The sequence below is a fragment of the Candidatus Bathyarchaeia archaeon genome (genome assembly GCA_035935655.1).
GTDB lineage: Archaea > Thermoproteota > Bathyarchaeia > 40CM-2-53-6 > 40CM-2-53-6 > 40CM-2-53-6.
Genome location: DASYWW010000013.1, coordinates 35,109 through 48,764 on the forward strand (window position 1 = coordinate 35,109; position 13,656 = coordinate 48,764).

Sequence of the window (13,656 nt, forward strand, 5' to 3'; positions counted from 1 at the left end):
CCCCTCTCGCGGCCTTACCTTGAGCTACCAGTTGGCAGACGAGTATTTCCAGCGAATACACCGGATAATGTCTCTCCTTGACGATGAGAATGTGGAGATCATTGGCGCGATGAAAAAGTTCGGACCTCGAAACCTTCAGTCAATCGCCCGAAAATCAGGCGTCCCATACCCAACCGTCTATACCCGCGTAAACAAGCTCGGTTCCCAAGGGCTGCTCGACACTTGGACATACCCCAATCTGGCCAAGATCGGATTGGCCCGCTCAATGGTTCTCCTGACGCCGTCCCCAGGTCGAGAGGTTACGGCTAGCGAAGCCCTGAAGATTCCTGGCTATTGGCTCTGGATCGCAAGATGCACGGGCGAATGCAACGGATACTACTCACAGCACGCCGTCCCTGTCGAGAACAGGCAAGACTTTGTACAGTATCTCGATCAGATTGTGTCATCGGGCCTCGCCACTGGTTATCGGATATTCTGGCTTGGCGACTACCACTCCCACATTCCAAATTTCGAATATTACGACTTCAAGAAGAGAGCTTGGCGATTCGACTGGCCTGGATGGCTGAACCTTTTCACAAAGGGCAAGGTGCAGAACGTTCCTGAGGAGAAGGAGTCGTCGAAGGATGATTTTGACAAGAATGATCTGTTAATTCTAAAGGAGCTAATGAAGGATGCTCGCAAGAAGCTCTCCGAACTGTCGCAGCTAATCGGGATGACGCTTCCAGCTGCCAAGTATCGGTTTGACAACCTTGCTCGTCGAGGATTCCTGCAAGACTACGTTGTCCAAGTCTTGCCCTACCCACCTGAGATATCGGATCTCTGCGAGGTTCGATTAGACTTTGGTGAACACAAAGCGATGATGGCGAAGGAGAACCTCTTCAAACGTCTACCCTTCGTGTTGAACTACTCACGAATCAAGGGCACCAACTCGATAACTATCAGAATCTACCTCCCCAGAACAGAGGTCAACAATCTCCTAACGCTGTTATCGGCTCTCGTCAGAGCAAGCGCAATCGATCGCTTCTCATACATGCTCTTGGATCCTATGACAATCCAGTCTCAGACATTCCACTACAAGGCGTTCGACGACAAGTCAGGATGGCACTACGACAACCACGAGTACCTTAGCGCTCTCCGAAAGCTTGCATCATCCATCGAAAAGGCGGAAACCTCCCCCGTAACCTTCCAGCCGGCGAAAAGCCTAACCGTTACGATGATGTAGCGGCCTTCTGATTGAGCTCGACCTTGATCCTGAAAATCAAGTCGAGCATTGATATCTACTGGAAGATAGAAACAGACATGTTCTGGAACGTGACCTGCATACCGTCCTCCTTCTCGAAGGCGAGTGACACCTTTCTCAGCTGTTCAAAGTATTCTAGATTGTCGTAGTGCCAACCGGTGTTATCATCGTAGGACTTGTACGCGAAGGTCTGTGTCCGGATAGTCATAGGATCAAGGAGAACATAGGTGAACCCTGTAAGTACTCCTTTTCGGGAGAGGGCAGAGAGCATGGTGAGAAGATTGTTCATCTGGGTCCGTGGAAGATACATCCTCACGGCAAGGGAGTTGATGCCTTCTATCCGTGAAAGAGTCATGACCATTGGAAGACTACTCAGCAGCTTTTCCCCTTGAGATAGGCTATCTCTCGATTTGAAGTCCAAAATTATTTCGTAGAGGTCGGAGATTTCGGGGGCGAAAGGCAGCATGTCAATGACGTATTCTCGTATGAATCCAGATCGGGCTAGATTGTCGAAGCGATACTTGACCGCGGGGACGGTCATGTTCAGCAGCTCAGCTAGTTTGGTCAGTTTTATTCGGCCGTCTTTGACCAACTCTTTCAAGATGATCAAGTCTTTCTTGTCAAAGGTGCCGGAAACAGAGGTCTCCTTGCGTGGAGTCTGAACGGGCTTGGTTGCAAGCGCTTCGAGCCATTTTGGCCAATCAAATGTCCATGTCTTCTTCTTCGGGTCATAGTAGCTAAAATCTGGGAGCGGTGATCTGGCTTCTTCTAGCCAGAGGAGACGGTACTCCGTGGCAATTCCCGATGAGACAATCTTCTCAAGGTACTGTTCAAAGTCCCAGCGTTTCTCGAACGGAATCGCGTGAGTCGAGTAGTGTCCGTTGTACTCCCCCATACAGCGAATGAGTCTCAACCAGTACCCGGGAACTCGCAACGCTTCAGGGGCAAGCAATTCCTTGCCTGGTTTCGTGGCAAGTAGGACCATCGCTCTCGCCAACCCTAGCTTCGCGTAGTCGGGATGGATCCAGGTTCGGAGAAGCCCTTCTTTCTCGAGTTTGGAGACTCTCGCGTGGACTGTTGGCCGAGGAATGTTCGTCTTGTTAGCTATGAGTTGGAGGTTTCGGAGGCCATATTTCCTCATTGCCGTGACAATCTTGATGTTCCCAGGGTCCAAGAAGGAGACAAATCGATTGATCTTCTCCAAGTACTCCGCTGGGGCGATCTGGCTCAAAGATGGTCTGAAAGAAATAGGGGACAATGGGAACTTTTCAATGTTTTGCCTACATTGGAATAGTTTTGGGAGTGGGGGGCCCGTTGTCGCCTTCACGCGACAGGAGAATCACCTCGCATGCTGAGCGATAACTGTTTAACTTATGTCAGCCTAAATGAGGCTTGCCGAGCGGAATCTTAACAATACACCGAGGTAGGTTTATCTCCGCTCGAGTGCTCCCATTGAACGAGGTAACGGCGCAGTTGGAAACTAAGATGGAAGAGGAAAGGGCAGCATCACAAGAGAAAGTCAGGGAGTTTCTCGGACGATATCCGGAGTACGAGAAGACACTTCGATTAGCCATTGCCCATGAAGAATCCGCAAGCTCCTCGGACGGCCAGGGATGGCAATGGCACGATGTCGATACGCACCCTACCAAGCTAATTCGGCTTGTCACTGAAGGAATCGCGAGGATAAGTCTCAGATCAAGGCAGGCCACTTACTACCTTCTTAGGGAGAAAACTGTGGTAAAAAAGAGCCTTCACGAGCTCGCTTGAAAGATGGGGACTAGACTTGAGAGGGCAACTCTAAATTCAAAGAGACTTGCTAGGATGATCTCCAAGTGTCCGCGCATACACCCCTAACGGTAGTCATTCATCTGTCGACAAGAGACAACTCTCACAGTTACACTATCCTAAACGTTCACGGTTTCCAAATCCAAAATCATTAGAGAATGCCATAGGCCGTACTTTAGTTGCAAAGACGTCTACTCAAGCTTGCCCCGTTCTTAGTACTAGTAGTCAGTATCATGTTCTCCGGTTTCTCAAACCAAGCTAGAGCAGTAGAAATGTACAGCCTGATCTCTTCTCCAAGCAGGATCTTGGAATCAACTTCCTCAGGCGTAACAGTCACCATCTCGGTAAACAACGCCCTGTATTCTCCTCCGACCCCCTACGTGTTTTCCTGGTCCGTCACAGATCCATCGGGCACCTCACGGTCCGCTACAAGCAACGTCGTCTCTACGACCCCTTCATGGTCATTCTCGAAGATCTATCCGGCCAATTTCAGCGGTGCTTCCCTAAGCCTTCCAGGAGTATACTCTGTTAACGTATCAGAAAGTCTGCCCACTTCATCTGCAAATGTGGTGACGGGCACATTCACTGTGGCTATTACCGATAGTAGCTCCTATCAGCGAACCTACCCGGTCGGAATGCAGGCTGGGGGTTATCTGCCCACTGACCTTGTCAATGTAACAATCACTCGGTCCGGTAATCCAGTCGCAACGCTCTCAACGTCAAGGACAGCGGATAGCAATGGTTTAGTCACAGCCTCCTGGCCGACCCTCCCCGGCACAAGTACAGGAAATTACACCGTAGCCGTAGTTGGAAAAAACACTCTCCCAAAGGCAGTTCCTGACACGCAACAGTTCATGATTTATCCGACAAACATCACCACGACAGGATTCACTACCGGGACGACTTCCCTGGAGAGATCGGAGACCCAGGGATTCAGATTTGATGCGTCCTACTTAGCCGGACAAGCAGCTACTCAAGCATCATCGATGATCCGGCTCACCGAACCAGATGGACTGACGACACATCTTGTGCCCGCATCATACAATTCCACGCTCGGAAGTTATGCTGCGGCCTTCCCAGTCCCGATGAGTGCTCAAACTGGAACCTGGACTGCTTACCTGGATCAAAAAAGTCTCACGGACCCCTACGGGAACGGCGGTCCACTCCAAACCGCTAGCTCGACATTCAATGTACTCCCCGCCATCCTCTTAGTTACGCTGGCATCGCCCGGCACAGTCTTCGCCGTCGGAGACACACTTACGATTCAAGCGACGGTGGTCGTCCCAGGCGGAGCCGTCTTCAATCAAGGAGCGGTACAATCCTCAATGACACTTTCTGGCAAGCAGGTAGGATCCCACTTGAGTCTCACATACGATCCCACCCGCGGACAATGGATCGGGAACTACAAGATTACCGCGTCCGACCCGTCGGGCACTTGGCTCGTAACTGTGAGCGCATCTGATAATTACGGAAACACGGGTCAAAGCTCAGTCGTCGAGTCAGTCAACGTTTCCAGCGCACAATCAACTTCCATGCTCTGGAGCTACATTGTGATTGTACTTCTACTCGGAGTCCTCGGTTTCATCATACTAATCACCCGAAAGAGAGGATTGAGCCGAAGAGAAGTGAAACTCGATCTCACGGCCATCAAGACCCAGGCAGACAAGGTGAAGGGCGACGATTTCCTACAATCAATTCACGATCAGCTGCAGAGGAAGAAAAAGGAAGCAGGGTTAGAGAAGCTGGATCATGACTAGAAGCATTGCGATACATTCCTACAAGGGAGGAACAGGCAAAACAACCCTCACCGCGAACATAGCGGTCGCCCTAGCGCTCAAAGGTCGGCGAGTCGGAATAATGGACATGGACCTCGAAGGACCAGGGCTTCACGTGTTCTTCGACGTCGACCCGAACCAGGTTCGGTTTACAATGAATGACGTTCTGGCGGGGGTAGCCGCACCTGAGGCGGCAACCATACGTTTGAGCGAGAAGCTGGGGTTCAACCATGGTGAAATATTCTATTGTCCAGCGAGCACCCGGGTGGCTGAGATCATGCGGACCCTCAAGACTGGGTATGAAGTGGACATGTTCGAGAACGCTGTCAAGAGGCTCCAAGAACACTTCGGGCTGCACTACCTCCTAATCGACACACATCCTGGAATCCAGCACGACACCTTACTAGCACTGGGGGTCTGCGACCACCAGCTACTAGTTTCAAGAATAGACCAGCAGGATATCTTTGGGACTGGTGTGATGATTGAGGTGTCAACTACGTTTGAAAAACCCGTTCATTTGATACTCAATCTGATACCGCCACGTGTGCGGGAGGCTGAGGTTGCCAAGTTCGCCAGAACGCTAAGCTCGCATTTTGCCGTAGATATGGCCGGATGGGTGCCATTCTCCGAAGAGATCATAGGCTCGCTCAGCAGAACCATCCTAACACTCAAGACCCCCAAGGATCCGATAGCTGCCCGATTTCGTGCGTTGGCGGAGAGAGTCGAAACATTCGCCTAGGCTCGCGCGAAACGTGTTAATGACATAAACAATTCCTCTTCTAGACTACAAAAATCAGAAGGGTCAGCGACGCTGGAGCGGCATCGAGTCACACATTCCATTCTACTCTACGGATTACTCGATAACCTTCGATCTATCGCCGAAGATGACTAGTTCTGGAACCTCCAATTGATATACTCACGCGGAAATTCTAGAGGAAGATGAAATCAGTAAACCGGACTTTCCGGCTAGATGAGGATCTTCTCAAGACCGTACACGAGCTTGCTCACCATAAGAATGTCAGCATGAACGAGTTTGTTGTAGACGCGCTTCGACAAGCAGCTGCCGATGCACTAGTCGAAGGCCTTGAAATGGAAGAGGTGCCTAGCGCGTTCTTGATCAAGATCATGGAACACGTACCTACGGAGAGGGTGGCCGAACTGGGAAGATGGACGGCTGCAAATTTCTCGAGGAAGTTCGTATGGGACATCTTCAAGGAAATCAACTCCGATACCGTCATCAACGCCTACGAAATGTTTGCGAAGAAATACAAGAGCTTCCTCTCTTTCGAACACCAGAAACGGGGCTCGGAGCACACTATCAAGATTCTTCACAATAGGGGACAAAAATGGTCTGTTTTCTACGCTGAGGTCATTAGGTCAGCATTCAAAGACTTACTTGGAGTCGAACTTGAGGTTGAATACGGGCCAAACGAGATTAAGGAGAGATTCACCGAACCCAACTCCGACGCGGTCAGAAGACAACAAATTCCTCAAATTATCGAGTGACGGATAATCTTATCCCGGGAAGAATCTGGGCGCGCGGTTTGCGTGCAACAACTTGTATTTGCAACGATCTCATTTTTAATCGCCAAATGTATCATGATTGCATAGTTTGCCAAGGTCTGCGTCCTTCAGAGCGCGGCGTGGCCGCGAAGGACGCAGTGCAGCTACTCCGTCTCGACTATTAGTTCTCCTAGATTCCTTCCCGATCTACCGCAGAGTTCTCCAACTCGCAGTTGCGCATGAAGAGAGTGGACTTCACTCGCCGAAGTATTTGGGCTGGAGGTGGAACGATGTCGAACTGCATCCCACACGGCTTATCCGACTAGTAACGAATGGAATAACCCGGATAAACCTCAGGACCCGTAAGGCGACATACTACCTGCTCAACGACAGAGCGGAAACCAAGAGAGCGCTCGAAAGAAACTCGGCTGAAGTCAAATCGGGTGCCTTCGAGGACCCCGAGGCACCCAGACGCTCCAACAAACCGACGATTGAAGAGAGAGTATGATCCCCTTCACATCTTAATGGACTAGTTGCGCAATCTAGTCGGATCATGTGAGGGACTGATACTCTGTGTCCAATCGTAGAAATAGAAGGTCGCTCAAACGGGCCTTACCCACAATGGGGCACGAATTTGCTATTTCTGAATCGTTAGGCCAGACAACGATTGAAACTTATATCTAGCAATCTGGATCCAGTCCTTGAAGTCTCGATCCTTTCGGGTCTCAGTGGTGATGCCGACCTTTGCATTGATCCTATCTACGATTATCGTTTGAAGCACTCTAGAAGACGCTCCAAACAATTTGGATAAGACTGAGCAGAAGGATTCTGGCTGGCTAGCAAGTTTTCCCATGTCAAAATAGAAGGCAACTGCCTTCCACACTTCGTGCCCGAGCATCTTTGATACGGCCTCTTCGGCTGAGGTGGCTACTAACTCGTCGAAGTTGTTCAGGGTCACTTTTCTGGGGCTCCTGGATGTTTTGTGGGCGATAGGGAAGTTTGTGGAAAGTGTGGAGGGCTGGGCTGAGGTTTTGGATGGGCGCCTAAGAACTGGAACGATCTTGCTCCAACGAATAGTGCGAACGCAGCCATTGAGATGAAGTGAAATGCGAGGCCAAGGGTTTGATACGATGTGTCATCGATGATCCCTAGAGTGCTGGCTATGTGGGGAAGTTCGGCTGCGACCCAGATGAGGACGAAGATCGAGAGCTGGAACTGGAAGCTTCCAAGACTTTTTGATTTGAACGCTAATCTTGCGAAGATTATTGCGGCAAGAGTTACGCCTATGGATGTGAATAGTTCAGCGGCAAAGACAATAGGATCGTCAGCCATGCTAGGGGACCCCCTTCTTAGAATAGTACAATCCGAATGCAAGAAGGAACACCACTGAGATCGGTTCTAACACCACTTCAGACAGAATCTCCGGGGAGTAAATGGAAGCGAGGTGATAGAGCCCGTGAGTGATAGCGAACGCTCCTAGTAGTACGGAAAGAACTCTAAGAGATTGGGTCTTCACCCGGAGGGAAATGTAGAGCGGGACTGCACCGACAGCTACTAGGGCGATGAATGTCAGAACGCCGAGAGTCGACAGAGCATCCATCTAACTCAGTAATCAATTGTCTGTTCACTTGAGTTAGATAGGGGCCGCGTTACCTGATTAGCGACATGATGGGAATGAGTGTTAAGGGCTCAGTCGATTTCTGTCTCTTGGAAACATGGTTGTTTCTCTAATGTTCTCCCTGCTGGTCATCTTCATAGTCAATCTTTCTAGTCCAATCGACCAGCCTGCGTGCGGTGGGGCACCGTATCTGAAAGAGTCGATGTAGAACTTGAAGTTCTCCGGATTCAGCCCCTTGGACTTGAGCTGCTGAATCAGGAGAGCTGGCACGTGTATGCGCTGCGTTCCAGACGCTATCTCCAATCCTCGATAGATCAGGTCAAAGGCTCGGGAGGTCTTACCATCCTTGTCAGGCATCGCATAAAACGCCTTTTGCTCCGAAGGCCAGCCAACAATGAAGAATGCTTCTTCCTTCAGAAGTTGCGAGAGTTTCTTTTCCTGGGTCTTTGAGAAGTCATTTCCAACTTGGATCTCTTCACCATTCTTCCGCAAGAGTTCGATGGCGTCTCTGTATTGTACTCGGTTTAGGGGCAAGTGCAGGGGTTCGAGTTTCTGGCTGATCTTCTCCAGCTCCTCATTGCATGACACGGTAATCTTCTTGATGCATTCTGCGAGAAATTCCTCGAGGACTTTCATGACTTCCTCATCTGTTGAGAATGCCTGTTCGATGTCCATCTGTCGGACTTCGTTGAGATGGGTGGGCTGTTCGAACTTTTCCGCCCTGAATACCGGTAGAACAGTGAATACCTTCTCGAAGGATATCGCGCACATCTGCTTGTAGAGCTGAGGTGATTGGGCTAGATAGGCGTCCTTCTCGAAATATTTGAGCGAGAAGAGTTCTGCTCCGCCCTCGCTTGCCGAGGCGATGATTACCGGTGGTTGTATCTCCACATAGTGTCGCGTGATGAAGAATTCTCGGAAGCTCTGCAGGATCTTGGACTGGATCTTGAAGATCGCGTTTGATTCTTCGCTGCGAAAGTCTAGGAATCTCCAGTTGAGCCTGGTCTCCAGAAGAGTGTTCTGCACCCCCCTCGGATCGAGGGGTAGAGGTGTCTCGGCTCGGTTCACCACTTCGAGACGTTCCGGAATGACTTCGATACCTTTCTTGGCGATCTTGCTCGACACAACCTTGCCTTTGACAAGGATCACATCTTCCTGGTGAAGTGTGCCGATTTCCTTGACGATCTCGGGGGTGACCTTTGCCTTGGGAGCGGTCACTTGGACGATTCCGCTCATGTCGCGGAGGAGTATGAAGGATATTCCTCCAAGGACTCTAACATCGTGAACCCAGCCGGCTAGGACGACTTCCTTGTCCAAGTGCTCTTTGAGCTGAGAGGTGAGGACGGTCCGTTTGAGATGGAATGTGCGACCAGGCGCGCTGTTGGACAGGGTTGCTCAGCTTGGAAATGGACACGATGCTTGTTCTTTGGTTCTGTTAAGTCTTTGTCGGATTGATTCCTTTGGTCGTGGGTTGTTGACTTAACTTGCCTCCATCGACTTTGAGGATTAGGGTCGCGTTCTCCGGTTCTCGTTCCTCTACCATTGCTTCACCTGGAGGCCCGTTGGGGCTGAACCTCAGCCCTCCCGCGGCTATGTTTCTAGCCGCGTTCTCGTCCCTGTCTAGGATGGTGCCGCACTTGGGACACCATAGTCGTCGTTTGGTGCTCTCTAGGGTCTTGTACCCGCATATTGAGCACCGTTTGGAAGTGTTCCTAGGAGGAACGTACTCTACTCTGACTCCTTCCCATCGCGCCTTGTACCCTATCTGTCGCTGCAACTCTCCATAGCTCCAGCTGTTCATCCTAGCTCGATAGTTTCGGGATTGTCCGTTACCCTTACGATAGAGTCGCCTTAATCCAGTCAGCCTTTCCATGACTATTCCGTATCGGTTGGTTTTGGCCTCTTCGACTATTCTCTTGGACACGTTGTGAAGTATTGGTTGGACACGGTTTCGTTGCTTTTCTCCGTACTTGCCTTGAATTCGTGTTCTTATTCGGAAGTCCGTTCTCTTGAATTGGCTCTGGGCGAATCGGTAGGTAGATTTGATCACGGTCGCCTTTGATACGTCGAATGTTTTGACCGTCCCGTTTGTTGACGCGATTGTCACATTGTTTAGGTTACGGTCTACCCCAAGGTATCCCTCCGACTTGATCTCGACTGTCTCTCTCGAGTAGATTATGCTTAGCGAGTCTGGGGTTAGAGTGATTGATCGGGGGTTGAGCCCTGAGAGAACCTGGAGGGTATGACGGTTTAGTTTGACGTGAATGTACTGTCGCGGTCTTACTGGAAGTCTGAGAAGACCATTCTGGATTCTAAACCCATAACAAGTGTTCAGCATTAGTTTCTTAGCGCATGGAATCTTCGCTCGGGCGTTCCTTTTCTTGGCTTTTCGATGGTTGCGGAGCATACCAGTGGCAGCACTTATCGCGCAGAGCCTATAGTAGCTAAGTACCTTGGGGCTGAGACGATGATAGGATTTCAACGATAGAGTCTTGAAACTGGAAATATTCTCTTCCATTCCGACGGCTATGCAGACGTTCACCATGCGTCTAAACTCGTCCGGAAGATCCAGGAGATTCGGCGAGGCATGATGCTTCTGTACGATCGCCTTCACAGCCAGCACGAACTTCCTTCCAAAGAACCGATTGCGTTTTTCGATCCGAATAGGTCAGAGAGGCTGACGAACAACCAGTACGGGCAACCAGTATGATCACGACGAGACTCACCAACCCGGCAATCCGACGAAGAGCTAATGCACTCTTTTTCTACCAATTCCTAACTTCAAACTCCAGGATCCTGCATAATGCTCCCAATTGTTGTGGTAGTGCTTGATGGCGCGAGTGGTAGGATTGGTGCCATAGGGTCGCCTTTGGAAGAGGCTTCTACGCCAAACCTGGACGCTTTGACCTCGCGAGGTAGTACGGGACGGATGTATACCGTTGGAGAGGGTATCGCTCCTGAGAGTGACGCCGGCGTTTTCTCCCTCCTTGGATATGATCCGCTTGAGACTCATCTGTCCCGGGGCGTGGTCGAAGCTCTTGGTGCTAATGTCGAGTTTCATGATGGTGATCTTGCGTTGCGGGCGGGCTTTGCCACTGTCAAAGGAGACAAGCTTGTCGACAGGAGAGCGGGCAGGAACCTCTCGACCCCCGAGGCTCAACAGCTCGGCGCTGCACTGAACAAGGAACTACGTCTCAAGTCGGGTGTTCGGTTTGTTTTCAAATCGACTGTAGGTCACAGGGCAGTGGCTGTCTTCCGAGCGGATGGACATCGGTTCTCTTCTAACATTTCCAACTTTGATCCGGCATACCTTCGCAAGGGCAACATAAGTTTGGCCCAGCCTGGTGCGAAGGAGTTTGATATTCCAATGTGCGAGCCGCTGGACGGATCTGACGAAGCCATCGTAACCGCGGCCTTGGTCAACGAGTTCGGCTTCAAAGCTAGAAAGATTTTGGATAATCATCCTGTGAACGAGGCAAGGCGGAGAAAGGGTACGGTCTCGGCGAATTTTGTATTGATGCGGGATGCGGGGACCTCGAAGCCGCAAGTCGAGGGATTTCAGGCGAGGTCGGGCTTGCACCCTCTGATGATCGCGGATCTCCCGGCTGAGCTAGGCATAGGACGGCTGCTCAGAATGGATGTCAGGGAATTGACGCCTGGGACAGGATTGGACGATTATCGAAGCAGGGCAAAGCTTGTGCTGGATTCTCTCGGCAGATTTGGTTTTGTCTATGTTCACTTGAAGGGTCCTGACGAGCCAGGGCACGATGGATTATTCGATCTGAAGAAGGAGAGAATTGAGGAGATTGACAAGGGCTTCTTCTCCGTCCTGTCGAAATCGTTTCGGTTGAAAGATCTTGTTATGGCAGTCACTTGTGATCATTCTACGCCTGTGGAGGTTAGGGGGCATAGCGATGATCTGGTTCCAGTGCTTGTGATAGGCGGGAAGGCTATGCCGGACGGGTCTCGTAGGTTCACAGAGAGAGAGGCCGAAAAAGGGTCTTTGGGGACATGGGGAAAGGGCAGGATGCTTCTAGAGCGCTTGAAGCTGGTTGCCTCGTAGTCGCATCTATCCGATTACGATTCCGAGCAGTTGTCTGATGAGGGTTCCTGCTATGTAGAGGGCGAAGGAGGCGGCGAGTATGATTCCTGCGATCTCCGCGAATTGTCTCTTGAATTTCCTCGCTGAAATGACTGTGTCATAGTAGGTCATCGCTGCAACCAGGGCTACTCCTATGACTAGCGAGACTCCGAGGGCTGTGACCATTGAGCCGGTGAGGAAGTATGGTAAGGCGAGGAATACCGCGGTGAACATGTAAGATACGCCCGTGTAGATCGCACTCCATTTCGCTGATCCTTCGAAGCCCTGTTTGGCCTGGGCGTAGGCGGCTGATGCCATTGCAATAGATGCGGCCATTCCCGCGACAACGCCTGCGAGCCCTGCGAGACCTGTTTTCGCGTATATTCCGAGCGAGCCGGCGTGGATTCCGGATATCTCGACGACCGCGTCTGCGAGGCCGAGGACGATGAAGCTCATGTACTTGACGCGTCCTTCATGGACTTCGCCCATCAGGTATGACTCTTGGTGTTCTTCCTCTTCCATCATCGCCTCGAACCGTGCCTTGTCTGCTAGGGGGATGCTCTTCATCATCTCTCGATAGCGTTCGTGGAGGGCGTCTTCGTGTCTCTCGAGGAATTTCATGGTGAAGGTAAGGCCGAGGGTGAGGCGGAGGAGGAGGGTGAAGTAGACCTTGAGCCGGTTCACCTTAACAGCGGTTTCGGGCGCGTATGCTTTCCAGAACTCGTAGTGTGATTGCTCGCCGCGGGCAAGATCCTCTAGGGCTTTCTTGAAGGACTGGTTCTTCTCGTGCCGGCTGAGCATCTGGTAGACGGCGCCATCTGTGTGTTCGTCCCTTGCGGACTTGGCGGCGAGCTTGACTAGTTCAGGGCTAAGGGTCTCCTGCAAGGGTAAGCTCATCCTATGCCAGGCTGGCTCTGGTATTTAGTTAGCCCTATGGGAGGATCTTCAGGCCACGAAAGGAAGAAGGACTGAGTATGGCCGGGTGAACGTGGGATTTTCGATGCTTCACGAAGGGCGCGGCGCGGGAAAAAATGGGCCCCAGCGGGGTCACGATTTAGTTAACAGAAAAAGAAAGTTATGAAAAAAGAAGAGTTAACGGGAAAAAATAGTTCCGGGAGCAGTGCCCGGGAAAGAGGGGCTTCGCGGGTAGGAATATTACAAAGATTGACGTTCGGGAGCTCTAACGAGTAAGCTTTGCCACGTACTGTGGCACTTCTCGCCTGTTTGACCTTCTCGCCGTGCGGCGGTTGTGATAGTCCTCGACTGACTCGACTAATCCCTTCTTACGTGAATTCCCTGCGATCCATTTCTGGAAACAAACTTCCCTATCGAAGATATGCGTCGATTCACATTCTATCCAGATCCTGCTGACTTTGTGGGCATTTCAGCAACGTGAATGATGGCATCTCGAAAGTCCAATCCGTCAATCTTGCCGTTAACGATCACGAGGTGCGTGCGGCTCTGGCATACGGGACACTGTGCCTCTCCTTCCAAATCCTCCTCCAGTCCGTTGAGCAAGATGTCAGCTCCGCAGCAAACGTATTCCTTGTTTCCTTTCTTCCAATGCAACTTGTATAGAGTCTGGGTTGGCGAGAGCCAATAGTCGCAGGCCTATTGTCAGAATTGTTCATTGGAAATTCTCGGCCTAACTCTC

At 51.1% G+C, this 13,656-nt stretch carries 15 protein-coding genes; 7 read left to right on the forward strand and 8 right to left on the reverse strand.

Annotated features, from left to right (window positions below; translation table 11 throughout):
• The first annotated feature begins 19 nt into the window (after nucleotides 1-19).
• On the forward strand, nucleotides 20-1,222 hold the full coding sequence (locus tag VGS11_02565) for a winged helix-turn-helix transcriptional regulator (GenBank protein HEV2118980.1): 1,203 nt from the start codon (nucleotides 20-22) through the stop codon (nucleotides 1,220-1,222).
• A gap of 55 nt (nucleotides 1,223-1,277) precedes the next feature.
• On the opposite strand, the gene VGS11_02570 is transcribed toward VGS11_02565, so the two are convergent.
• A complete protein-coding gene (locus VGS11_02570) occupies nucleotides 1,278-2,471 on the reverse strand; it encodes a winged helix-turn-helix transcriptional regulator (protein ID HEV2118981.1) in 1,194 nt (397 codons plus the stop codon).
• Between the two features lie 221 nt (nucleotides 2,472-2,692).
• Between VGS11_02570 and VGS11_02575 the strand changes: the two genes are divergently transcribed.
• From VGS11_02575 to VGS11_02595, 5 genes are all read left to right on the forward strand, one after another.
• Nucleotides 2,693-3,007, forward strand: coding sequence for a hypothetical protein (locus VGS11_02575; GenBank protein HEV2118982.1), 315 nt, complete (start codon nucleotides 2,693-2,695; stop codon nucleotides 3,005-3,007).
• Nucleotides 3,008-3,204: 197 nt separating this feature from the next.
• Nucleotides 3,205-4,782 (forward strand): hypothetical protein, encoded by a 1,578-nt coding sequence (locus tag VGS11_02580; GenBank protein HEV2118983.1) that lies wholly within the window; start codon nucleotides 3,205-3,207, stop codon nucleotides 4,780-4,782.
• A complete protein-coding gene (locus VGS11_02585) occupies nucleotides 4,775-5,539 on the forward strand; it encodes a MinD/ParA family protein (protein ID HEV2118984.1) in 765 nt (254 codons plus the stop codon). Before VGS11_02580 ends, VGS11_02585 begins: the two co-directional genes overlap by 8 nt.
• A gap of 200 nt (nucleotides 5,540-5,739) precedes the next feature.
• The gene (locus VGS11_02590; GenBank protein HEV2118985.1) at nucleotides 5,740-6,306 is read left to right on the forward strand and encodes a hypothetical protein; all 567 of its coding nucleotides are present in this window, start codon (nucleotides 5,740-5,742) and stop codon (nucleotides 6,304-6,306) included.
• A gap of 106 nt (nucleotides 6,307-6,412) precedes the next feature.
• A complete protein-coding gene (locus tag VGS11_02595) occupies nucleotides 6,413-6,811 on the forward strand; it encodes a hypothetical protein (protein HEV2118986.1) in 399 nt (132 codons plus the stop codon).
• Nucleotides 6,812-6,940: 129 nt separating this feature from the next.
• Here the strand turns inward: VGS11_02595 and VGS11_02600 are convergent, their stop codons facing one another.
• The 5 genes from VGS11_02600 to VGS11_02620 all read right to left on the reverse strand — a co-directional run bounded on the left by VGS11_02600 (nucleotide 6,941) and on the right by VGS11_02620 (nucleotide 10,544).
• Nucleotides 6,941-7,261: a hypothetical protein gene (locus tag VGS11_02600; protein ID HEV2118987.1), complete on the reverse strand. Its 321-nt coding sequence runs from the start codon at nucleotides 7,259-7,261 to the stop codon at nucleotides 6,941-6,943.
• Entirely contained in the window at nucleotides 7,258-7,635 is a 378-nt protein-coding gene (locus VGS11_02605; GenBank protein ID HEV2118988.1) for a hypothetical protein, read from the reverse strand. Before VGS11_02605 ends, VGS11_02600 begins: the two co-directional genes overlap by 4 nt.
• Before the next feature lies 1 nt (nucleotide 7,636).
• Nucleotides 7,637-7,903, reverse strand: a complete 267-nt coding sequence (locus VGS11_02610; GenBank protein ID HEV2118989.1) for a hypothetical protein — start codon at nucleotides 7,901-7,903, stop codon at nucleotides 7,637-7,639.
• Between the two features lie 81 nt (nucleotides 7,904-7,984).
• The gene (aspS, locus tag VGS11_02615; protein ID HEV2118990.1) at nucleotides 7,985-9,310 is read right to left on the reverse strand and encodes an aspartate--tRNA(Asn) ligase; all 1,326 of its coding nucleotides are present in this window, start codon (nucleotides 9,308-9,310) and stop codon (nucleotides 7,985-7,987) included.
• A 46-nt stretch (nucleotides 9,311-9,356) separates the two neighbouring features.
• Complete coding sequence (locus VGS11_02620) at nucleotides 9,357-10,544, reverse strand: transposase (protein ID HEV2118991.1); 1,188 nt, start codon at nucleotides 10,542-10,544, stop codon at nucleotides 9,357-9,359.
• Between the two features lie 180 nt (nucleotides 10,545-10,724).
• Here VGS11_02620 and VGS11_02625 point away from each other — a divergent pair, with 180 nt between their 5' ends.
• Nucleotides 10,725-11,984, forward strand: a complete 1,260-nt coding sequence (locus VGS11_02625) for an alkaline phosphatase family protein (protein HEV2118992.1) — start codon at nucleotides 10,725-10,727, stop codon at nucleotides 11,982-11,984.
• Between the two features lie 6 nt (nucleotides 11,985-11,990).
• Here VGS11_02625 and VGS11_02630 read toward each other — a convergent pair whose 3' ends face one another.
• Nucleotides 11,991-12,899, reverse strand: coding sequence for a rubrerythrin family protein (locus VGS11_02630; protein ID HEV2118993.1), 909 nt, complete (start codon nucleotides 12,897-12,899; stop codon nucleotides 11,991-11,993).
• A 456-nt stretch (nucleotides 12,900-13,355) separates the two neighbouring features.
• The gene (locus VGS11_02635; protein HEV2118994.1) at nucleotides 13,356-13,571 is read right to left on the reverse strand and encodes a hypothetical protein; all 216 of its coding nucleotides are present in this window, start codon (nucleotides 13,569-13,571) and stop codon (nucleotides 13,356-13,358) included.
• Between the last annotated feature and the right edge of the window lie 85 nt (nucleotides 13,572-13,656).